Source organism: Nonomuraea recticatena (genome assembly GCF_039533245.1).
Classification (GTDB): Bacteria; Actinomycetota; Actinomycetes; order Streptosporangiales; family Streptosporangiaceae; genus Nonomuraea; species Nonomuraea roseola.
In genome coordinates, this window is the sequence record NZ_BAAATE010000014.1 from 135,480 (window position 1) to 156,019 (window position 20,540).

General features: G+C 71.5%; 17 protein-coding genes and 1 tRNA gene. 7 read left to right on the forward strand and 11 right to left on the reverse strand.

Features of this window, described 5'->3' with window-relative positions; all coding sequences use genetic code 11:
• Positions 1-69: 69 nt before the first annotated feature.
• Together ABFX50_RS26010 and ABFX50_RS26015 are read right to left on the reverse strand one after the other, a co-directional pair.
• Positions 70-396 (reverse strand): hypothetical protein, encoded by a 327-nt coding sequence (locus ABFX50_RS26010; protein ID WP_346149957.1) that lies wholly within the window; start codon positions 394-396, stop codon positions 70-72.
• A gap of 190 nt (positions 397-586) precedes the next feature.
• Positions 587-1,468, reverse strand: coding sequence for an SGNH/GDSL hydrolase family protein (locus tag ABFX50_RS26015; protein ID WP_346149958.1), 882 nt, complete (start codon positions 1,466-1,468; stop codon positions 587-589).
• 530 nt (positions 1,469-1,998) lie between these two features.
• On the opposite strand from ABFX50_RS26015, the gene ABFX50_RS26020 reads away from it, so the two are divergent.
• The 4 genes from ABFX50_RS26020 to ABFX50_RS26035 all read left to right on the forward strand — a co-directional run bounded on the left by ABFX50_RS26020 (position 1,999) and on the right by ABFX50_RS26035 (position 5,157).
• On the forward strand, positions 1,999-2,274 hold the full coding sequence (locus ABFX50_RS26020) for an FmdB family zinc ribbon protein (protein WP_346149959.1): 276 nt from the start codon (positions 1,999-2,001) through the stop codon (positions 2,272-2,274).
• A gap of 144 nt (positions 2,275-2,418) precedes the next feature.
• Positions 2,419-3,084 (forward strand): AmiS/UreI family transporter, encoded by a 666-nt coding sequence (locus ABFX50_RS26025; RefSeq protein ID WP_183645159.1) that lies wholly within the window; start codon positions 2,419-2,421, stop codon positions 3,082-3,084.
• 84 nt (positions 3,085-3,168) lie between these two features.
• Positions 3,169-4,416: a formamidase gene (gene fmdA / locus ABFX50_RS26030; protein ID WP_183645161.1), complete on the forward strand. Its 1,248-nt coding sequence runs from the start codon at positions 3,169-3,171 to the stop codon at positions 4,414-4,416.
• A 312-nt stretch (positions 4,417-4,728) separates the two neighbouring features.
• Entirely contained in the window at positions 4,729-5,157 is a 429-nt protein-coding gene (locus tag ABFX50_RS26035) for a hypothetical protein (RefSeq protein ID WP_183645163.1), read from the forward strand.
• A gap of 64 nt (positions 5,158-5,221) precedes the next feature.
• On the opposite strand, the gene ABFX50_RS26040 is transcribed toward ABFX50_RS26035, so the two are convergent.
• The 3 genes from ABFX50_RS26040 to ABFX50_RS26050 all read right to left on the reverse strand — a co-directional run bounded on the left by ABFX50_RS26040 (position 5,222) and on the right by ABFX50_RS26050 (position 8,442).
• Positions 5,222-7,045 (reverse strand): SelB domain-containing protein, encoded by a 1,824-nt coding sequence (locus tag ABFX50_RS26040; protein ID WP_346149960.1) that lies wholly within the window; start codon positions 7,043-7,045, stop codon positions 5,222-5,224.
• Positions 7,045-8,316 carry an L-seryl-tRNA(Sec) selenium transferase gene (gene selA, locus ABFX50_RS26045; RefSeq protein ID WP_346149961.1) on the reverse strand — a complete coding sequence of 424 codons (1,272 nt, stop codon included), beginning with the start codon at positions 8,314-8,316 and terminating at the stop codon, positions 7,045-7,047. The genes ABFX50_RS26040 and selA overlap by 1 nt, the downstream gene beginning before the upstream one ends.
• Before the next feature lie 33 nt (positions 8,317-8,349).
• Positions 8,350-8,442: transfer RNA gene (locus tag ABFX50_RS26050), tRNA-Sec, on the reverse strand.
• 71 nt (positions 8,443-8,513) lie between these two features.
• On the opposite strand from ABFX50_RS26050, the gene selD reads away from it, so the two are divergent.
• Entirely contained in the window at positions 8,514-9,533 is a 1,020-nt protein-coding gene (gene selD, locus ABFX50_RS26055) for a selenide, water dikinase SelD (RefSeq protein ID WP_346149962.1), read from the forward strand.
• A 17-nt stretch (positions 9,534-9,550) separates the two neighbouring features.
• Here the strand turns inward: selD and nrfD are convergent, their stop codons facing one another.
• From nrfD to ABFX50_RS26075, 4 genes are all read right to left on the reverse strand, one after another.
• Complete coding sequence (gene nrfD / locus ABFX50_RS26060; protein WP_346149963.1) at positions 9,551-10,468, reverse strand: NrfD/PsrC family molybdoenzyme membrane anchor subunit; 918 nt, start codon at positions 10,466-10,468, stop codon at positions 9,551-9,553.
• A complete protein-coding gene (locus ABFX50_RS26065) occupies positions 10,465-11,265 on the reverse strand; it encodes a 4Fe-4S dicluster domain-containing protein (RefSeq protein ID WP_346149964.1) in 801 nt (266 codons plus the stop codon). Before ABFX50_RS26065 ends, nrfD begins: the two co-directional genes overlap by 4 nt.
• A complete protein-coding gene (gene fdh, locus ABFX50_RS26070) occupies positions 11,258-14,437 on the reverse strand; it encodes a formate dehydrogenase (RefSeq protein ID WP_346149965.1) in 3,180 nt (1,059 codons plus the stop codon). Before fdh ends, ABFX50_RS26065 begins: the two co-directional genes overlap by 8 nt.
• Before the next feature lie 62 nt (positions 14,438-14,499).
• On the reverse strand, positions 14,500-15,120 hold the full coding sequence (locus ABFX50_RS26075) for a CGNR zinc finger domain-containing protein (protein WP_346149966.1): 621 nt from the start codon (positions 15,118-15,120) through the stop codon (positions 14,500-14,502).
• Positions 15,121-15,429: 309 nt separating this feature from the next.
• Between ABFX50_RS26075 and ABFX50_RS26080 the strand changes: the two genes are divergently transcribed.
• Positions 15,430-16,743: a hypothetical protein gene (locus ABFX50_RS26080; RefSeq protein WP_346149967.1), complete on the forward strand. Its 1,314-nt coding sequence runs from the start codon at positions 15,430-15,432 to the stop codon at positions 16,741-16,743.
• Positions 16,740-17,540: a substrate-binding periplasmic protein gene (locus tag ABFX50_RS26085; RefSeq protein ID WP_346149968.1), complete on the forward strand. Its 801-nt coding sequence runs from the start codon at positions 16,740-16,742 to the stop codon at positions 17,538-17,540. The genes ABFX50_RS26080 and ABFX50_RS26085 overlap by 4 nt, the downstream gene beginning before the upstream one ends.
• On the opposite strand, the gene ABFX50_RS26090 is transcribed toward ABFX50_RS26085, so the two are convergent.
• Entirely contained in the window at positions 17,537-18,547 is a 1,011-nt protein-coding gene (locus ABFX50_RS26090) for an ABC transporter substrate-binding protein (RefSeq protein ID WP_346149969.1), read from the reverse strand. The two genes, ABFX50_RS26085 and ABFX50_RS26090, sit on opposite strands and share 4 nt — an antisense overlap.
• 280 nt (positions 18,548-18,827) lie before the next feature.
• A complete protein-coding gene (locus ABFX50_RS26095; RefSeq protein WP_346149970.1) occupies positions 18,828-20,492 on the reverse strand; it encodes a virginiamycin B lyase family protein in 1,665 nt (554 codons plus the stop codon).
• Positions 20,493-20,540: the final 48 nt, after the last annotated feature.

Here is a 20,540-nt window from a genome sequence, read left to right on the forward strand (position 1 = left end):
GCATGGGACGGGCAGGCTCGGATCGCCGGGTGGCGTTCGGCAGCGGGTGCGGGGTCGGGCCAACCGGTCCTACAGGGCGGTCGCGGGCTGTGCCGGATCGCCTGGGCCGTCGCGTCGCCCGCGGTACGGCCGGCGAGGGGAGCGCCATGACGCGGGCGGGAGCAGCGTGGGAAGCAGGCCGAGGAGTTGCTCGCGGGGCACCGGGCCCGCGTGGAGCGCCGAACCACAAGCGGCGAGCCGGTCGGCGGGGTGGGCCCGCTCATACAGGCCGGTGTCGATCACGGCCCCGACGCCGGCGTGAACGGCCCCTCCGTGGTCGTGGCGAGGTCGGGCGCGCAGCCCGGCGCGGAACCGCCGGGGGCGCGTCGCCGGCGGGATGGTCCAGGAGACCCTCATCCAGCGGATCTCCCGCGCTGATGGCGGCCTGCCGGGCGAGGTCCGGCAGGCGCTGCCGGTGCGCCCGGCAGCGCCTTCGTTCGCGTCGTCGCCGCGGCGCTGGCCTGCGGGTCAGGAGAACCGCGGCGCTGGTCTGCGGGTTCAGAGATGTGGGCAGGTCGTGGACCGCGCTCAGGACCCGGCCCGGAGATCAGGCCAGGGTACGGTTGATCGCGTTCACCACGCTGGTGGCCATGGCCTGGTGGCCCGCGGCGTTGGGATGCAGGCCCGCCGAGTCCACGCCCTCCATCGGCTCCATCCACCGGACTCCGATGGGCTTGCACAGGTCGTGCCCTATCGAGCCGGTGTAGGTGTCGACGAAGCCGGCGCCGTTGGCCGTCGCGCGGCCGGCGAGCATGGTGTTGAGGCGTTTCTCCACATCCCGCAGCCAGGGCGCGTCGCCCCTGGCGATGGGGACGGTCGCGTAACAGTTGCTCCCGTCGTCCGGCATGATGACGGGATATCCCACGACGAGGACGCGCGCGTCCGGTGAGCGCCGCCTGATGTCCTGGAGCACGGTGTCGATCTTGGCCGCGGTGGTCTTGAGGCGCTGGTCGAGCTGGTCGATGCCGGCGATCGTGTAGCTGGCCTTGCAGGGCGAACCGCTGGGGTTGAGCTTTCCGAGGAGGACGCAGCGGGCGATGATGCCGCTGACGTTGATGTCGTTGCCGCCGATGCCGAGGGTGACCAGGTCGGTCGTCGGCCGCAGGGCGTCGAGCTGGGGCGGCGCCGTGCCCTGGGAGTTGGTCATGTGCGCCGTGGTCGCGCCCGCGCAGCTCACGTCGCCCAAGGCGGGCACGGCGATCGCGGCCGCTGTCAGCGTGGGGTAGTTCCGGTCGGAACGGCCGCAGTTGGCGTCCGTCTCATTGGGGATTCCCGGCCCCGCGGTGTAGGAGTCGCCGAGTGCCACGTAGTGGGCGACGGAGGTATCACGGACGGAGGCTTGAGCGGCCGGCGCCGCGGTCGTCGCCAAAGCGACCACCGCGGCCACCGCGACGAGTGTCTTCCTGTGCCGTTGACTGACTGCGGGCATGGCCACCTCACTGAACCCTGTCGAGGACGAAGAGCAGGGACGCACGCGGCGCGGAGCCGGTGCGTGAGCGGAACGAACGCCGTGCGCACAGCGTGAACGGCGGGCTACGCCGCCTTTACCTACCAAGTGGTAAGAATGGCTCCGGGAGTGCCTCACGTCAAGATCTCCGGAACGGCCGGCTGCCGGGAGTGCGTGGGGCCGGAGGAAGGCGGGCGTCGCCACCCGGGTCGACGATCAGCGACGTCGACGCCTCAAACGTCCGGCAAAATCTCAGGGGTCTCCAGGGCAGCGCGGTGCCCTGTCCTCAAAAAACCGACCATATTGCCGGCACCTGGGGCCGTCCTCCTGCTAAAGTCCACCGATTTTCAGCTCAGAGGGGGTCTCCTCGACGGCCTCGCCGGCCGTTTCCGCGACGTTGACACGCGGTCAAGGCCGGGGGTTACCTGGGGTTGACAGCCCAGATCGCCGTGGACCGGCGACAGGTCGCGGTGCTGCCGGGAAACGAGGCTTGATCTCCGGTGGGAGTGCCTATGGCAACCTACGAGTACCGTTGCGCCGATTGCGGGCGATTCGAGGTGCACCTGCCGATCGGCAGTGCTCCGACGGTCTGCGACTGCCCCGAGTGCCACCGCGCGGCCCGTCGTGTCTTCTCCTCGCCCCATCTGACCAGGGTGCCCCCGACGCTGTCTGCCGCGCTCAGCCGGGAGGAGCAGAGCCAGGAAGCCCCCGAGGTCGTCACGAGCCTGCCTCCCAGGCAGCGCCGGCGGCCGGCGCATCCGGCGGTGTCACGCCTGCCCCGCCCTTGATCAACACAACAGTGTGTCCACGTGCGCTCGGACCGGCCACGCACGGAGATCCGCAGTATCTGGACGCCGCCTCGGATGTACGAGCCCGTGGACGATGCCGCCAATAGAAACCACCCATCACAGGCACTAGGAGGCGCGTCGCTGATGGGAGCTGTCGGACTGCTTTACGTCGGCGCGGTGCTCTTCCTCAACGGGATGATGCTCCTGGGGAAGGTCGAGCCACGCGCGACGGCTATCTTCAATCTCTTCGTCGGAGCCCTGCAGGTGGTCACGCCCACGGTGCTGATCATCGCCAATCTGAGCAGGCCCGCCGAGATCCTCGGCGCGTCGGGCATCTACCTCTTCGGCTTCACCTACCTTTACGTCGGGATCAATCTGCTCGGCGGTTTCGACTCCACGGGAGTTGGCTACTTCTCCCTGTTCGTGGCCGTCATGGCGCTCGGATACGCGTACGCGAACTTCCAGATTCTCGGCGACCCCGCGTTCGGCGTCATCTGGCTCTACTGGTCCTTCCTGTGGTTCCTCTTCTTCGTGTTGCTGGGCTTGAAACACGAACAGATCACCAGGTACACGGGCTGGGTCACCGCGATCCAGGGATGGGTCACGGCGGCGATCCCGGCGTTCATGATCCTGACCGGCTACTGGCGGAACACCAACCTCATCGCGGTCATCCTCGCCGTGTTCGGCCTGGTGGTGTTCATCGGGCTGTGGCCGCTCACACGAGGACGGGAACCCGCGGCAGCGGCACCGAGCCCGGGTGACGAGGCGGTGGGTGCCCGGGAGCACAGGCACCGCCCCCGCTGGACCTGACACGGAGACCCGAAGAGTTGGAGAGGCGGTGATGCGACGCGGTCATGCCTGAGATTCAGCACGCATCCAAGAAGGACACTCATCATGCCGAACGTCGTATTCAGCATCGATCAGTCGATGTCAATGCGAGATCAGAAAATACCAGGGCATAACCGATGGCACCCAGACATTCCTGTGGCCGACATGGTGCGCCCTGGGGACGAGTTCCGAGTCGAATGCAGGGAATGGACCGACGCCCAGATCGGCAACAACGACTCCGCGAACGACGTACGGGACGTCGACCTCAGTGTCGCGCACGTCCTGAGCGGACCCATCGGGGTGGACGGAGCCGAGCCTGGCGACCTCCTGGTCGTCGACATCCTTGATCTCGGCCCTGTTCCACAGCAGGTCGGCGGAGCGCCAGGCCAGGGGTGGGGGTACACCGGCGTGTTCGCCAAGGCCAACGGCGGTGGATTCCTGACCGACTACTTCCCTGACGCCTACAAGGCGATCTGGGACTTCCACGGCCAGGTCGCCACGTCCCGCCACCTGCCGGGTGTGCGCTACACCGGCATCACCCACCCCGGGCTGTTCGGCACCGCGCCGTCAGCGGATCTGCTCGCGACCTGGAACCGTAGGGAGCAGGCTCTCATCGACACGGATCCGCAGAGGGTGCCGCCGCTCGGCCTGCCACCGCTGGCCGAGAACGTCATCTCCGGCACGGCAAGCGGCGAGGTGGCGCAGCGGATCGCCGCCGAGGGAGCCCGCACGGTTCCCGCGCGGGAGAACGGGGGCAACCACGACATCAAGAACTTCACCCGAGGAGCCAGGGTCTTCTACCCGGTCCACGTGAAGGACGCCAAGCTTTCCGGAGGTGACCTGCACTTCAGCCAGGGTGACGGAGAGATCACCTTCTGCGGCGCGATCGAGATGGGCGGTTTCATCGACTTCCACGTCGACCTCATCAAGGGCGGCATGGAGAAGTACGGTGTCACCACCAACCCGATCTTCATGCCCGGCAACGTCGAGCCGCGTTACTCCGAGTTCCTCTCCTTCATCGGGATCTCGGTCGACCCCGACACCGACACCAACTACTACCTCGACGCGACGGTGGCCTACCGCAGGGCCTGCCTCAACGCCGTCGAGTACCTCAAGAAGTGGGGCTACACCGGCGAACAGGCCTACCTGCTCCTCGGCTCGGCCCCGATCGAAGGGCGTGTCAGCGGGATCGTCGACATCCCCAACGCATGCTGCTCGCTCTACCTGCCCACCGCGATCTTCGACTTCGACGTACGGCCGACCATGGAGGGGCCGGTCAAGAAGGAGCGCGGACAGTGCGCGGTGACGAGCTGATCGCCGCCGCATGACGGACCCGGTCACCGTGCCCGAAGCGGTGGCCGGGCTCGCATGCCTAAAATCTCGGCCTGTTTCTCGTCAAGGTTCTCCGTACGCCGCGATCGTGGTGTCGCGACGTGCACCCCTCTAGACACGCGGGAAGCGGGCCGTCGAGCGTGCCGGGCGCCTTCGCCTACGGTCAAGAACAAGACACCGAGTACGAAAAAGGCGCAAAACTTCGGTTACCCTTCGCGTATCTGTAAAACCCGCCATGCCCCCTGGGCAACTCCCGAACAGGTGTGCGAGCCTGCCACTTCGAAGGGTTGATCGATGACAAACGACGCCGTGTGGGTCCGAAACGTGACGGGCATCCAACTGCACCACACCACGGACCTCCAGGACGCCAGCCGATTCCTCGGCAATGCGGTGATGGCACTACGGGCCGCGCACGTACGAACCGGCGACGACCGGTACTCCGACCTCGCCGCCCAGCTCAAGGCCATGGTGGCGGAGACGCGGACGTTGGAGACCCAGGCCAGGGCGCGCATGCACGGTCTCCACTCCGAGGACCCTGACCAGTTCGTCCGCTGCCGTGAAGGCGAAGAGCCGTGGCCCGACGAGATTCAGGCGGGTTTCGTTCCGCGCCACACCTGCAACGACCGGTGCCTGTATCACGACCACGACGTCCTCGACGCCATCATGCAGTGCATCTGCGGGCGTCCCCCGTGCCGGGCGTGCGCCATCGCCGGTACACCGTGAGGTGAACCGCCGCCGGGCGTCCCAGCCCGGCGGCTCCGAGCAGGTGATCGGCCGGAGGCTCCGGTCAACGGCAGCGGCGGTGCACCTCGTCCACCCGCTCGGTGATCCCGCTCCGATCGAGGTGTTCCAGCAGCGGCACCGCGACCCTCCTGCTGGTGTCGAGGGCGCGCCTGGCCTCGCTGACGGTGAAGGGCTGCGGCAGCCGCCTCAGCAGCTCCGCCGCCCTGGCGTCCGCGCCGGGCAGCAGCACGACGCCTTCGGCCACGCGCAGCAGGCTCCCCGCCCGTACGGCCGCCGCCACCTCCCTGACGCCCAGCCCCAGCTGGGTCAGCCGCCAGGCCTCCGGCGCCTGGAAGGGATGGGCGGACAGCTCCGCCTTCAGCCGCTCGACAGCCCTGGCCACCGGCGCGGGCAGCCCGGAAGGCCGGGTGAGGATCCGGCCCCCTGCGACCGTGAACGGCGGCCGTACCAGCGCGGAGACCAGCCTCCGGTCGGGCAGGGCGAGCTCGTGCCTGGCCGCTTCGAGCGGCATGCCGGGATCCAGCGGGTGCTCGGCCGCGTACCGCAGGGCCACCTCGGTCAGTCGCCTGGCCAGCTCCTCCCAATGCTCAGGGCTGGCGTACCAGTCGTCGCAGACCGGGCGGCGACCGCCCAGCTCCCCCACCATGGCGATCAGGTCGGCCGCTCGCAGCAGCCGATGGAGGCGCAGGGCGGAGGCCGCGTCCGGCGTGGCCGGCTCCAGCCTCGCGGCGCGCGCCCGCGCCGCGCCCCTGCGGCCGTGCGCCAGGTCGCGCACGTCGAGCACGCTCACCCCTGCCAGCACCCGCACCTCGCTCCGGTCGCGGCCCGGGTCTCGCAGCAGCAGCACGTCTCCGAGGTGGAGCGGGAGCGGGGCGGCCAGGCGCAGCCGCACGATGCCGGCGCCGAGCGGCCGCACCTCGCACGCCACCGCCGCCGACCCGATGTGCGCGGTGAGCCGCCCTGGCAGGCGCCGCTCCTCGCCCCCGTCGCCCTTCTCGCTCGGCCCGCGGCCGGAGTCCCGGAGCGCCCCGACGGGTGAGAGCCGGACGTCGACCAGGTCCGTGGAGGTCCATCTGCCTGGTGTGACCAGGGCTCGGCCTCGTTCGGGAAGAGCGCGGCCCCGCAGGTTCACCGCGACCCTGGCGACGCCGGTCACCGCGGGCAGTGGCTCCTTGAGGGACTCCAGCGCCCGGACCCGTACCGGTTCGCCGCCGAGCGCCAGCTCGTCACCCACCGAGATCGTGCCCTCGGGCAGGGTCCCGGTCACGACCGTGCCGCTGCCCGTCACGGTGAACACCCTGTCGATCCACAGCCGGACCGGCGCCTCGGGATCGGGCGCGGGCAGCCCTGCGACCAGCCGCTCCAGCGCCGCCCTCAGCTCGCCGAGCCCCTGGCCGGTACGCCCGCTCACCCCCACCGCCTCGACGCCGCCCGCCCCGGCCGCCTCCCCCGCTCCACCCAGCCCGGCGGCGGCCAGGCGGTTGCTTGCCTGCTCGATCGCCGGGGCGGGGTCGGCGAGGTCGGCGCGCGTCACCGCGAGCAGGCAGTGCCGTACGCCGAGGGCCTCCAGCGCCACCAGGTGCTCCTCGGACTGCGGCATCCAGCCCTCGTCCGCGGCCACCACGAACATGACGGCCGGCACGGGGCCCACCCCGGCCAGCATCGTGGCGAGAAACCGCTCGTGGCCTGGAACGTCCACGAAGGCGAGGCGCCGCCCCGAGGGCGAAGTCGTCCAGGCGTAGCCCAGCTCGATCGTCAGCCCCCGCCGCCGCTCCTCCTCCAGCCGGTCGGGCTCCATCCCGGTGAGCGCCCGCACCAGCGTGGACTTGCCGTGATCGACGTGACCCGCCGTGGCGACGACGTGCATCAGCCGCTCGCCTCGAGGATCGCGCGGGCCACATCGCCGTCCCGGTCGCCGGGAACGGTGCGCAGGTCGAGCAGCAGCCTCCCGCCCTCGATCCGGCCGACGACCGGCGGCTCGCCGGTTCGCAGCGGTACGGCGAGCCGCTCGGGCAGGCTCACGGCGGCGCTCGGCAGCGTGACGCCGGGCGCTCCCCCGCCCCCCACGGCGGCCTCGCTCGGCACGGCTCTCGCGTCGACTCCCGCACCGGCCAGCGCGCCGGCGAGCGCCGCTGCCCGGTCGCCGAGCGCCGCCGGATCGGCGTACAACGCCTGTCGGACAGGGACGGCGGGACCCCTGAGAGTGGCCTCCAGCGCCGCCAGCGTCAGCTTGTCGACGCGCAGCGCGCGGGCGAGCGGGTGCCGTCTGCACCGTTCGACCAGGTCACGGCGGCCGAGGAGGAGCCCCGCCTGCGGACCGCCGAGCAGCTTGTCGCCGCTGGCGGTCACGAGATCCGCCCCGGCCTCGAGCACGGTCGTCGCGTCCGGCTCGGCGGGCAGCAGCGGCTCGCGGGTGAGCAGGCCCGAGCCGATGTCGGCCACGACGGGCACGCCGAGCGCGGTCAGCTCCGACACCTCGGCGGAGCCGGTGAACCCCTCGATCAGGAAGTTCGACGGGTGCACCTTGAGCACGCATCCGGTCTCCGGTCCCACGGCCGCCGCGTAGTCGCGGTAGGAGGTGCGGTTGGTGGTGCCCACTTCGCGCAGCCGCGCCCCTGTGGAGACGAGCAGGTCGGGGATGCGGAACCCGTCGCCGATCTCCACCAGCTCGCCGCGGCTGATCACGATCTCCCGGCCCGCGGCGAGCACGGTGGCCGCCAGGACGAGCGCGGCGGCGTTGTTGTTGACGACGTGCACGTCCTCGGCGGCCGGCACGGCGCGCGTGAGCGCGTCCAGCGCGCCCCGCCCGCGACGGGCCCTGGCGCCGGTCTGAAGGTCGAACTCCACGTCGGCGGCGCCCGCCGCGCCCGCCATCGACTCGACCGCGGCGGGCGACAGCGGCGCCCTGCCGAGGTTGGTGTGGATCAGCACGCCGGTCGCGTTGATCACCGCGCGCAGGCTCGCGGTCTGTGGCGGGAGCGCCGCCACGGCCGCGTCCGCGACCTGCTCGGGGCCGATCTCGCCGAGTCGCGCCCGCTGCTGGGCCCGCGACACCGCGTCCTTGACGACCGACCTGCCCAGCCGCCCGCCCGCCGCGACCAGCCGCGGGTCGGCGAGCACGGCGTCGGTACGTGGCACGTGCCTTCGTGGATCCACTCTTCGAAAATAGAGCGGAGGCGGACGGGAATCGAACCCGCCAGGCCGAGGACCTCGGCCTCGTCGGTTTTGAAGACCGCGGGGGCCACCAGGCGCCCACACGCCTCCAAGGGAGAACATACTCGCAGGTGGGTAGGGGCTGAAGCGGCACACACCGTCGCGATCCACCTGAGGACGCCATGACATTCAGCACCCGGCAGGGGCAGGACACGATCCGGCTGACGCAGTACGCGCACGGGGGCGGCTGCGCCTGCAAGATCCCGCCCGGCGAGCTGGAGGCCGTCGTGGCGGGGCTGGTCGGCCGGCCCGTGGCCTCCCCCGCCGGCGAGTTGCTCATCGGTCTCGACGACGGGGACGACGCCGCGGTGGTCCGCGTCGACGGCGGCCGGGCGATCGTGGCCACCGCCGACTTCTTCACGCCCGTGGTGGACGACCCCTACGACTGGGGCCGCATCGCGGGGGCCAATGCCCTGTCGGACGTCTACGCGGTGGGCGGGGAGCCCCTGGTGGCGGTCAACCTGCTCGGCTGGCCCAGGCAGACGCTGCCGCTGGAGCTGGCGAAGGAGGCGCTGCGCGGCGGCCTGGACGCGGCGGGGGCCGCGGGCTGCCACGTCGCGGGGGGCCACAGCGTCGACGACCCGGAGCCGAAGTACGGCATGGCCGTCACCGGCCTGGCCGATCCCGAGCGGCTGCTGCGCATCGGCGGCGGCAGGCCCGGGCTGCCGATCAGCCTCACCAAGCCGCTCGGCATCGGGGTGCTCAACACCCGGCACAAGGCGACCGGCGAGGTGTTCCCGCAGGCGGTCGCCGCGATGACCGAGCTGAACCGCGACGCCTCCAGGGCCGCGCTGGCCGCCGGAGCGGTGTGCGCCACGGACGTGACCGGGTTCGGCATGCTGGGCCACCTCTACAAGCTGGCCAGGGCGAGCGGGGTCACGGCCGTGGTCGACGTGGCGGCCGTGCCGTACCTGGAGGGGGCCCGTGAGGCGGCCCGCGACGGCCACGTCAGCGGCGGCAGCCGACGCAACCTCGACTGGGTGCGTCCCTGCCTCGACCCCGGCGGCTTCGGCGAGGAGGACCTGCTGCTGCTCGCCGACGCCCAGACCTCCGGTGGCCTCCTGGTGGCAGGCGAGATCCCCGGTGCGCCGGTCATCGGCGAGCTCGTCCCGCTCTCCGGCTCTCACCTGCGACTGCGCTGAACGCCGGCGGCGGAGGGTCAGGCGGGTCGCTCGCCGTCGAGGCGCTGTCTCTGGGGCACGACCGTGTACTTCGGGTCGGCGGCCGAGGCTCGGCCCGCCGCCAGGATGCCGAAGCGGGTGAACAGGGCGCCGGCCGTGAGGGCGAGACCGGACAGCGCGGTGACCGTACGGCTGCGCCCGGCGACCGCGGCGAGCAGGCCGCCGCCGGCCGTCAGCGCGCGGGCCGAGCGCATCAGGCGGCCCGCCCTCCCCTGCCGGTACGGCTCGCCTGCCGTCCCCAGCCTGCGCTCCATCACCACGCCCGACACGGTCTCCATGGCGGCCCCGAGCACCGCCACCGCACGGGCGGGCCCCGCCTCCGCACGGGGCGTCGCCAGCATGCCCAACGCCCCGGCGCTGGCCAGGGCGCTCCCCGCGAACAGGAACGGCAGCTCCCTGTACGCCTCGTGCCAGGCGGGCACGGCGGTGTCGGCGACCAGGACGGCGGTGTAGGTGGCGGTCAGCGGCCCTGTCACACCCGTGGCGAGGAGCGCCGCGTCACCCACGACGGGCAGGATCCCGGTCAGCTCGGAGGAGGCGGCGACCGCCGACAGCCCGCCCTGGGCGGCCAGGATCCATGAGCCGACACTCATCGGCGAGGTCGGTTTGAACACCCGCAGCATGTTGAGGAACCGTTCGGGCCTGCCCAGCTCGGCGGCGAGGAGGCCGGCGCCGGCGGCCGCCCCGAGCGCCGCCGCGACCCGCGTGGTGCGCGCGAGCCGGTGGTGCCCGGTGAACCCCGCCACCACGGCCATCATCGACGAAACCCCGGACAGACCTCCCAGGTAGAGATAGGTCGGCATGTGAGGTTCGTGCCAGATCGGAGCCTTGATCACCGGCCGCCCGTAGTACGAGCGGAACTCGGCCTCCGGCACCATCGACCGCTCCCGCGTCACCGCCGCCCCCCGTCACGCAATCCCGCGAAGGCCACCGCCACCGCCCCCGCCACGGACAGCGCCGCGGCCCCCGCCCAGCGCCACATGGACGGCAGGTCGCGGGTGGTCACGACCGGATCAGGGGGCAGGCCGTACACCTCGGGCTCGTCCAGCAGCAGGAAGAAGGCCCCCGCGCCGCCCACCCCGTCGTCCGGGCTCTCGCCGTACAGCCGGGCCTCGGAGTGCCCGTCGGCGTGCAGGCGCTCCAGCCGGTCCTCGGCCCGCTCCCTGAGCTCGTCGAGCGGGCCGAACTGGATCGAGTCGGTCGGGCAGGCCTTGGCGCACGCCGGTTCGAGGCCCCCGCGCTGCCGGTCGTAGCACATCGTGCACTTCCAGGCCCGCCCGTCGCCCTCCCTGCGGTCGATCACCCCGAACGGGCAGGCCGGCACGCAGTAGCCGCAGCCGTTGCAGATGTCCTCCTGTACCACCACCGTGCCGAACTCGGTCCGGAACAGCGCGCCGGTCGGGCACACGTCCAGGCACGCGGCGTGGGTGCAGTGCTTGCACACGTCCGACGACATCAGCCAGCGATCGACGCCGTCGCCCTCGTCCTCCTTCATCCGCACGGTGCGCGTCTGCTCGATGAAGGCCACGTGGCGCCAGGTGCTCGCCCCGAGCTGCCCGGTGTTGTCGTAGGAGGTCGCCTCGAACACGAACCCGTCGTCGGGCAGCTGGTTCCACTCCTTGCAGGCCACCTCGCAGGCCTTGCAGCCGATGCAGACGCTGGTGTCGGTGAAGAAGCCCATCCGCTCAGTCATGGCGGTACACCTCCAGCAGGTCGAGCGCCGCCCGGCCCCTCGGCCGCCTTCCGGGACGTACGTCGCAGGTCACGGCCTTGCTCTCCTGGATGTAGACGTTCGGGTCGAGCACCAGCGGCAGCAGGTCGTTGGTGACGTCGCCGGTCACCAGGCCGCCGCCGCCCCACCCCCAGTGGTAGGGCAGGCCGACCTGATGGACCGTCCTGCCCTGGATCCGCAGCGGCCGGACCCTGCCGGTGACCAGCACCCTGGCCTCGATCACGGTACGGCTGGTCACGATCGTGGCCCAGCCGCCGTTGACCAGCCCGAGCTCGGCGGCGAGCTCGGGGGAGACCTCGCAGAACAGCTCGGGCTGCAACTCGGCGAGGTAGGCCAGCGGCCGGCTCATGGCGCCCGCCGTGTGGTGCTCGGTGAGCCTGTAGGTGGTCAGCACGTAAGGGAAGCGAGGCGACCCGGGCGGGTTGTAGGGGCTTTCCTGACGCGCGTAGATCCGGCGCGCGGGGTTGGACTGCTGACCGTACAGCGGGTTGCGGACCGGCGACTCGTGCGGCTCGTAGTGGGCGGGCAGCGGCCCGTCGGCCAGACCCGCCGGCGCGTACAGCCAGCCCTTCCCGTCGGACTGCATGATGAACGGGTCGGTCCCCGCCAGCGCGGCCTCGGCCCTGGCGCCTTCGGGCGGCACGTAGTCCGGCGGCTTGTTCCGCTCGAAGTCGGGCACGTCGTGCCCGGTCCACTCGCCGCGCTCCGCGTCCCACCAGACGTAGGCCTTGCGCTCGCTCCACGGGCGGCCCTCGGGGTCGGCGGAGGCCCTGTTGTAGAGAATCCGCCTGTTGGCCGGCCAGGCCCAGCCCCATTCGGGCGCCACGGGCGTCTGCTCCCTCCCTGGCCTGCGCCGGGCGGCGTGGTTGACCTCGCCTGCGTAGACGCCGCAGTAGATCCAGCAGCCGCACGCGGTGGACCCGTCGGGCCTGAGCTGGGTGGAGGACGACAGCGCCCGCCCGTCGGGGCCCACACCGTTGATCTCGCGGAGCACGGCCGCCGCCGAGGGGTCCCGGTGCTCGCCCTCCTCCGGGTAGTCCCATGTCAGCTCGCGCAGCGGCCGGTCGATCTCGTCCCCGGTCAGCCGCTCGCGCAGGAGCCTGCCGAGGTGGTAGTAGAACCACAGGTCGCTGCGGCAGTCGCCGACCGGGTCGAGCGCCTTCTCCCGCCACTGCAGGAGCCGCTGCGTGTTGGTGAAGGTGCCCTCCTTCTCCACGTGGCTCGCGGCGGGAAGGAAGAACACCTCGGTGGCGATGTCCTCCGTGCGCATCTCCCCGGTCTCGAGCTCAGGACCGTCCTTCCAGAACGTGGCCGTCTCCACCAGCGTCAGGTCGCGCACCACCAGCCAGTCGAGGTTGGCCAGGCCGAGGCGCTGGGCACGGCCGCCCGAGGAGCCGACCGCGGGGTTCTCCCCCACCACGAAGTAGCCCTTCACCGTCCCGTCGATCTGGCCCATCACGGTCGTGTAGTGGCCGTGGTCGCCGGTCAGGCGCGGCAGGTGGTCGAAGCAGAAGTCGTTCTCCTCGGTGGCCGCCTCTCCCCACCAGGCCTTGAGCAGGCTCACCAGGTAGGAGCGCCGGTTGCCCCAGAAGCCGGTCTCGCCGCCCTCGCGTTCCAGGTAGTCGTCCAGGTTCTCGTGCCGGTGGGCGTGGGGCATGGCCAGGTAGCCCGGCAGGATGTTGAACAGCGTCGGGATGTCGGTCGAGCCCTGAATGCTCGCGTGCCCGCGCAGCGCCAGGATGCCGCCGCCGGGACGGCCCATGTTGCCCAGCAGCAGCTGGAGGATCGCGGCGGTGCGGATGTACTGCGCGCCCACCGTGTGCTGGGTCCAGCCGACGGAGTACACCCACGCGGTGGTGCGCTCCCTGCCGGAGTTGGCGGTGATCGCGTCGGCGAGTTCGGCGAAGTCCTCCGGCGGGATGCCGCACAGCCGCTCCACCAGCTCCGGGGTGTAGCGGGCGAAGTGCCGCCTGAGGATCTGGTAGACGCAGCGCGGGTGGCGAAGCGTCGGGTCCTTCGGCGGGCTGGGGTGCGCGGCGGCGCCGCCGGAGCCGTAGCGGTCCGCCCCCGCGGCCTGGGCGTGGTGCAGGCCGCCCTCCAGTGTCTCGCCCGGCGCCTGCTCGCCTGTGCTCTCGTACGACCAGCTCTTCGGGTCGTACGTACGCGTCTCGGGATCGAAGCCGGAGAACAGCCCGTCGAGGTCCTCGGTGTCCCTGAAGTCCTCGGAGACGAGGGTGGCGGCGTTGGTGTAGGCCAGCACGTACTCGCGGAAGACCAGCTCGTTGGCGAGGACATGGTTGATCAGGGCGCCGAGCAGCACGATGTCGCTACCCGCGCGGATCGGCAGGTGGCGGTCTGCCAGCGCGCTGGTCCTGGTGAAGCGCGGGTCCACATGGAAGACCTTCGCTCCCCGCGCCCTGGCCTCCACCACCCACTGGAAGCCCACCGGATGGCATTCGGCCATGTTGGAGCCTTGGATGACGATGCAGTCCGCACCCGCCAGGTCCTGCTGGAAGGTCGTCGCGCCGCCACGCCCGAAGCTGGTCCCCAGACCGGGGACGGTGGAGGAGTGTCAAATACGCGCCTGGTTCTCCACCTGGATCGCGCCGAGGGCGGTGTACAGCTTCTTCATCAGGTAGTTCTCTTCGTTGTCGAGCGTCGCCCCGCCCAGGCCGGCGATGCCCAGCGTGCGGCGCACGACCTTGCCCTCATGGGTCTGCTGCCAGGTGTCCCTTCGCGTCCTCAGCACCCGCTCGGCGATCATGTCCATCGCGGCGCCGAGGTCGAGCCGCTCCCACTCCGTGCCGTACGGCCTGCGGTACAGCACGTGGGTCTGGCGGCCCGGATGGGTGACGAGCTGTTTGCTGGCCGAGCCCTTGGGGCACAGCCGGCCACGTGAGATGGGCGAGTCGGGGTCGCCCTCGATCTGGCTGACCCGGCCGTCCTTGACGTAGACGAGCTGGCCGCAGCCGACCGCGCAGTAGGGGCAGACCGAGCGGGCGACTCTGTCGGCCTCTTCGGTGCGCGGCCTCAGGGCGTCGGTGCGCGCCGAGCGCGCGGCGTCGCTCCTGCCGTCCTCTCCCTTGAGCTGCCGGAGCACCGGCCACCGGGAGAACCACCTCCCACCTGCCATAATGCGCATCCTGCCCCGGTCTGTCCGGCTTAACCGTAGGCGCGCGGCCGGAGGCAGGGGTGTCAGGCGGGTGGGCGGTGGTGGCGCCGGTAGTGACGCGCGCCCCTGGCCCGGTTGCCGCAGGCGGCTGAGCACCATTCCCTGCGGGGATGGTTCTTGAGGAAGTACAGGACGCATCCGGGGCCCTGGCAGGCGCGCAGCCGTAGCCGGTCGTCCTGTCCGAACAGGACGACGGCCTCCTCGGCGATCGCCGAGACGATGGCGGCAGCCGCCTGGCCGCTGGTGCGGGTCTGCAGGGTGGGAGGGCCACCGGGTGTCCAGACCAGCGCCGACCAGCGCGGCAGCGCGCCGGCGGCCTCGTTGACCGCGGTGACGGCGGCCTGCAGGTCGCTCGTCGCCGAAGCCGCCGCGGAGCGCGGATCACCGGTGGCCTCGGCGGCCAGCCGGCGCAGCGCATCGCGCAGGCGGACCAGCCGCCGGGTCAGCTGGTCGAGGTCGCCGGGCGGCAGGGCGTCGAGGTCGGCGAGGCTCACGTGGTCCAGGCTCGGGGCGACGGCGCGCAGCCAGGCCAGGGCGGCGGCGGGATCGTCCAGCGCGTCGTGGACGCCGTCGCGGTCGGCCCAGACCGTGTTCATCAGCTCCACCGGCAAGGGCTCGCCCAGGAGCGGCGCGCGGGTTCGCATGCCGCCACCCTACCCACCCCTCTAACGGTTGAATTCGCCTCCATCCGTTGGCGTCTTCGTCGGCGTCGGCCCTCTCGCTCCATGAACCCGGATGGCCTCAGCTCGTGGGACGCGCAGAGCTGACCGGTGGGGACGGCGTGAACCAGCGCAGGACGTTGATCTTTTCGGCATCGCCGGCGGCGGCCCTCTTGCGGACCTGCCGCGCCCGTGGTCATGCTCGGTTTCCCAGCACGAGTCGATCTCGGGAGGCGCGGTGCCCACCAACGACCCCGGTGTCTCCCGCCGGAGCGGGCCGTGACGGTGACGGCGATGCCTTCGGCGCGGCGCGGGAAGTCGGTCTCCGGGCGGGTGCGCACGCTGACCGGGCTGTCCCTGCTGACGCTGACACTGCTGCTGGCCGCGATCCTGGGCGGCGCGGCGAGTACGGGCTCCGGCCTGCGCACCATCGGGCACGACGCCGGGCCGCAGGTGCTCGCCACGACGGGCCTGCATCGGCAGATGTCGGAGATGGACGCGCTGGTGGCCGAGACCCTGCTGCTGGGCAGGGAGTACGGCCCGCAACAGCAGGCCGACCTGACCGGCTACGACCAGCGGCGGCTGGAGATCTCCGAGAGCCTGCTCAAGGCCTACCGGCTGGCCCTGGACGACCCCGTCGAGCAGCGCACGGTCGAGTCGCTGATCGAGGGGCTGGGCCGCTACGAACGGCTGGCGGCCCAGGCCCGGCTGCTGGATGTGCAGTCAGAGCACACCGCGGGACAGCCGCCCGACCACGTCGTCGAGGCCTATCAGAGGGCCACCGACCTCATGCACCGCGAACTGCTCCCCCAGGCCTACAACCTGACCCTGGAGACCGGGACGATCGTCAGGCGCGCGCACGACGCCGAGCGCTCGGCCACCTCGCTGGCCCGCACCGCCGTCATCGTCACCGGGCTGCTCGCGCTGGCCTGCCTGCTGGGCCTGCAGGCCTACCTGACCAGCAGGTTCCGCAGGGTCTTCGCGCCGGCCCTGGTGGTCGCCACCGTGCTCACCGCGGCCGGCCTGGTGACCGGCACGGCCCTGCTCAACCGGCAGGGCCAGGCGCTGGAGGAGGCCAAGCGCCGCGGTTTCGACTCGGTCCTCACCCTGACCAGAGCACGGGCGATCAGCAGGAGCATGCACGGGGACCAGAGCCGCTACCTGCTCGACCGCTTCCGCAAGGACACCTATGAACACACCTTCCTGGACAAGTCCAGGACGATCGCAGCCGTGGAGTCCACCAGCCTGCCCGACTACCAGAGCAAGCTGCGCGCGAACTTCCAGGGACTGCTCGGCGGACTGACGGGCCAGGACCGCGAGCGACTCTTCGCCGTCTACCAGAGGTTCCAGCAGGCCGACGCGCGAATGCGGACCATGCGGGCCGAAGCGGCGATCAAGTTCTGGGACGGCGAGCTCACCCAGGCCTACGAGAGCTACGACAGGGTGCTGGAGGAGCTGGTCCGGCGGCACGAGTCCGACTTCGAGCGCGCCATCGACAGCGGCGACGGGGCTCTGGAGACGCTGTGGCGGTCGGTCCCCGCCGGGCTGGCCGCCGGCGCCCTGCTCGTGCTGGTCGGTGTCTGGCCACGGCTCAGGGAGTACCGGTGAGAAGACTGCTGATCTGCCTGATGCTGCTGCTCACCGCCTGCGGCGCCGCGCGGAGGGAGTCCCTCGTGGACGACGACGAGCTCGTCGTCGCCATCCGCTCCGACGTCCCGCTGATCAGTTTCAAGGGGCAGGACGGCGCCTACGACGGTTTCAACATCGACGTGGCCGAGGACCTCGTCTCCCGGCTGGGCAAGCGGATCCGCTGGCTGGAGATCAAGGCAGGCGACCAGCTCACCGTGCTCACGGACGGGCGTGCCGACCTGGTCTTCGCCCACATGTCGGTCACCCCTGAGCGCAAGAAGGTGATCGACTTCGCCGGGCCGTACCACGTCGACTTCCAGGACATCGCGGTACGGCCGGCCGACAAGGGCGCCATCCGCGACGTCCGCGATCTGAAGGGCCGCAGGATCTGCTGGGTGCGCGGCACGAACATCGCCCAGCGGATCGTCGACGAGCGCCGGGTCGAGGCGATCGTCGTCCCGGCACCCGACTACAACGTCTGCCTCGAGATGATCAAAGACGGCAGGATCGACGCCATCTCCACCAACAGCCAGATCCTGGCGGGGCTGCTCACCAGGCCGGGCGTCGACCTGCACCTGGTCGGCGCGACCTTCAACGAGCAGCGCACGTCGATCGGCGTGCGCAAGGGCGACGTCGAAGGCTGCGAGGAGCTCAACAGGGCCATCACCCAGATGTACCAGGACGGCACGGCCCACATGTTGCTGGACAAGTGGTTCGGCAGGTCGGGCATCGACCTGTCGGTGATCTCGGTTCCGCAGTTCGAGGGCTGCTCCTAGGCGGGCGGCCCGGCGACCTCCGCGCTGAACCTGTCGACGAGCGCCTGCTTGGCGCGCCCAGCGACCTCCACATCGTAGGAGACCAACTTGACCGTCGCGGGGTCGGCCGCCTTGGAGTGCGGGGGCACCTGGGTGTTGGTGGGCAGGGCGTAGAACTTCACCAACGGCCCCAGCCGCTGGGAGGCTCCGCTCAGCGCCCAGTCGACGTACCTGCGCGCGCTGTCGGGGTTGTGCGCCGCTGCGAGCACGGCAAGGCCGCCGAGCTCGTAACCGGTGCCCTCCTGCGGGAAGGTCACCTCCAGGTTCGGATAGCCCTGTTCCTGGGCGGCGACGCAGTCGTGGGAGAAGACGACGCCGACCGCCGCCTCCTCCTTGGCCGCCTGCAGGGCGGCCGCGCTGCCGGAAGAGTTGTATCTCAGCACGTTCGGGTGGAGGCCGCGCAGGTAGCCGAGCGCCGCGTCCTGATCGCCGCCGCTGAGCTCCACGTGCGTCCACAGGGCGGTGTAGGCGGTTCCCGAGGTGGCCGGATGGGCGATGGCGACGCTCCCGCGCAGCCGCCTGTCCAGCAGCTCCCGCCAGGAGCGGATCGGCTTCATGCCTCGCTTGGCCAGCTCCTTGGTGTTGTTGCAGAAGGCCAGCACGCCGGCGTAGATGCCGCTCCAGGCGTGCTGCGGATCAGCCCACTGCTGCCGGATCTCACCGGATCTCTCGGATCTGTACGGCTCCAGCAGCCCCTGGCTCTTGGCGGCCACGTAGGAGTCGGCAGGACCGCCGTGCCAGACGTCGAACTCCTGTCGCGCCCTGGCCGTCCTGATCCGCTCCAGCGCCTCCCCACTCGACAGCCGGACGAAGTCGGCCTCCACACCGGTGGAGTCGGAGAACCTCTTGACCATCATCGCGCACCACCGCTCGCTCGCGCCGCACGCGACCGTGATCTTGTCCCGTCTCGGCGTCGAACATCCCGCGGCCAGCAGGACCGCTACCAATGCGATGGCCAACGGTCTCATTGACTCTCCAAGGGGTTCGCCGACATCCCGCCCGTGTGCCCGATCCCATTCGACACTCCGTCACGAGAGTCGCGCAACCGATCTCCGCCTGGCCGGCCTCCCGTAGGAGGCCGGGGCCCGGCGAGGCCGGTGATCAAGGAGGGGACGCCATTCGGGTGGACACCCACCTCCCCGGCCGGTCCGTCGTGATCGCGGGTCCGCGTGAGTCGCCCGGCGCCGCGCTCGTTCGACGGAGATCGTCAGCTGTTCGCGGGTGCACCACGTCCGGATCCGGGGACGGTCATGCGGGAACCTCGATCCTGGCCAGCGTGCCGATCTCCAGGGCGCACCAGAGGGCCCCGCCGTGGCCGGCGATGCCATGGGGCTCCGATCCGGGCGTGGGAAGATCGTGGGAGCTGATCCGGCCGTCGACGGTGATGCGGCCGACGCGGTTGCCGCCCCACTCGGTGAACCACAGCGCGCCGTCGGGGCCCGTGACGATGGCGTGCGGACGCGATCCGCGGTCGGGCAGCGGGTATTCGGTGATCGCGCCGTCCACGGTGATGCGCCCGATCTGTCCCGCGCCGATCTCGACGAACCACAGGGCTCCGTCGGGGCCCGCGGTGATGCCCACCGGCGCGGCCGCCTCGGTCGGCAGGGGGTAGGCGGTCGTGTCGCCGTCCATGGTGATGCGGCCGATCGCGTTGGCCTGGTTCAGCGTGAACCACATCGCCCCGTCGGGCCCCGCGGTGATGGCGGAGGGGAAGCCGCCCTGCGCGGGATGGTCGGTGACCTTCCCCTCGACGGTGATCCGGCCGATGCGGCCTGCGTTGGTCTGCGTGAACCACAGCGCGCCGTCGGGGCCCGCGGCGATGCCGAAAGGCCCGGCCTCGGGGGTGGGCAACTCGAAGGAGTCGACCTGCCCTTCGAGGGTGATCCGCCCGATGCGATGGGCCTGATACTCGGTGAACCACAGGGCGTCGTCGGGGCCGGGGACGATCACGGTCGGGCCCGCCCCGACCGGGTAGGTGCTCAGCTCCCCATCCGGGGACCTGCGGCCGATCGCGCCCTGGTGGACGAGGGTGAACCACAGCGCGCCGTCGGCCCCCTCGGCCAGCGCGTACGGCCCGGCCTCGCGCCCCGAGACGGTGAACTCCCTTACCGGGTCGGCGAGCCACCTCCCGACACGGGCGAACAGCGCCTCGCCCGCCTCCGACAGGTGGAAGGCGTGCGGCATGCCCTCGTAGATCTCCAGGCGCACACTCACTCCCGCCGCGTCGGCCGCCTCGGCGAACCTGCGGGCGTCGTCGAGCAGCACCTCGTCGGCGCCCACCGCCATCAGCAGCGGCGGCAGTCCGCGCGCCCGGCCGTGCAGGGGCGACTGCGGCGCCTCGTCCGCCGCCGCGCCCGCCAGGTACTGGGTGCGGACCGTCTCGAGCACGGCGCGGCTCAGCAGGTCCTTGCCGTCGTTGGCGGACAGGGAAGGACTGCCCAGGGCGAGGTCGGTGAGCGGCGAGATCGCGACCGCGGCCCCCGGCGACGACCTGCCCGTCCTGGCGAGCTCCAGCAGCGCCGACAGCACCAGCGTGCCGCCCGCCGACTCGCCGAACATGACGATCTCGGAGGCGGGAACGCCCCTGTCCAGCACGCTCTGGTAGGCGGCCAGCACGTCCTGCATCGCCTCGGGATAGGGGTGGGCGGGGGCGAGCCGGTAGTCCACTCGCAGCACCGGCCGTCCGGTCGCCTTCGACAGCCGGTAGGCCACCAGGCGCTCGGCCTCGGGGTTGGTGTGGGCGAATCCCCCGCCGTGCACGTAGACGACGGCGCCCTGTCCCGCTCCCGGCGCGCTGACCCAGTCGCCCGAGACCTCGGCCTCGGCGGGGAGCGGCGTCGCGGCCCCCGCCGTGAGCTGCCCTCGAACCGCGGCGATCTGCTCGGGGGTGGAGGGAATGGTGGTGACGTTCAAGGATGGTCTCCTTCCTTGGCCGCGGTGCGGCCCCGTTCGACGGTCGGT

What these genes read in the sequence shown, in the direction of transcription:
- ABFX50_RS26010 (WP_346149957.1), bottom strand. Translation starts at nt 396, where the DNA reads ATGAGGGTCTCCTGGACCATCCCGCCGGCGACGCGCCCCCGGCGGTTC.
- ABFX50_RS26015 (WP_346149958.1), bottom strand. Translation starts at nt 1,468, where the DNA reads ATGCCCGCAGTCAGTCAACGGCACAGGAAGACACTCGTCGCGGTGGCC.
- ABFX50_RS26020 (WP_346149959.1), top strand. Translation starts at nt 1,999, where the DNA reads ATGGCAACCTACGAGTACCGTTGCGCCGATTGCGGGCGATTCGAGGTG.
- ABFX50_RS26025 (WP_183645159.1), top strand. Translation starts at nt 2,419, where the DNA reads ATGGGAGCTGTCGGACTGCTTTACGTCGGCGCGGTGCTCTTCCTCAAC.
- fmdA (WP_183645161.1), top strand. Translation starts at nt 3,169, where the DNA reads ATGCCGAACGTCGTATTCAGCATCGATCAGTCGATGTCAATGCGAGAT.
- ABFX50_RS26035 (WP_183645163.1), top strand. Translation starts at nt 4,729, where the DNA reads ATGACAAACGACGCCGTGTGGGTCCGAAACGTGACGGGCATCCAACTG.
- ABFX50_RS26040 (WP_346149960.1), bottom strand. Translation starts at nt 7,045, where the DNA reads ATGCACGTCGTCGCCACGGCGGGTCACGTCGATCACGGCAAGTCCACG.
- selD (WP_346149962.1), top strand. Translation starts at nt 8,514, where the DNA reads ATGACATTCAGCACCCGGCAGGGGCAGGACACGATCCGGCTGACGCAG.
- ABFX50_RS26065 (WP_346149964.1), bottom strand. Translation starts at nt 11,265, where the DNA reads ATGACTGAGCGGATGGGCTTCTTCACCGACACCAGCGTCTGCATCGGC.
- ABFX50_RS26075 (WP_346149966.1), bottom strand. Translation starts at nt 15,120, where the DNA reads ATGCGAACCCGCGCGCCGCTCCTGGGCGAGCCCTTGCCGGTGGAGCTG.
- ABFX50_RS26080 (WP_346149967.1), top strand. Translation starts at nt 15,430, where the DNA reads ATGCCTTCGGCGCGGCGCGGGAAGTCGGTCTCCGGGCGGGTGCGCACG.
- ABFX50_RS26090 (WP_346149969.1), bottom strand. Translation starts at nt 18,547, where the DNA reads ATGAGACCGTTGGCCATCGCATTGGTAGCGGTCCTGCTGGCCGCGGGA.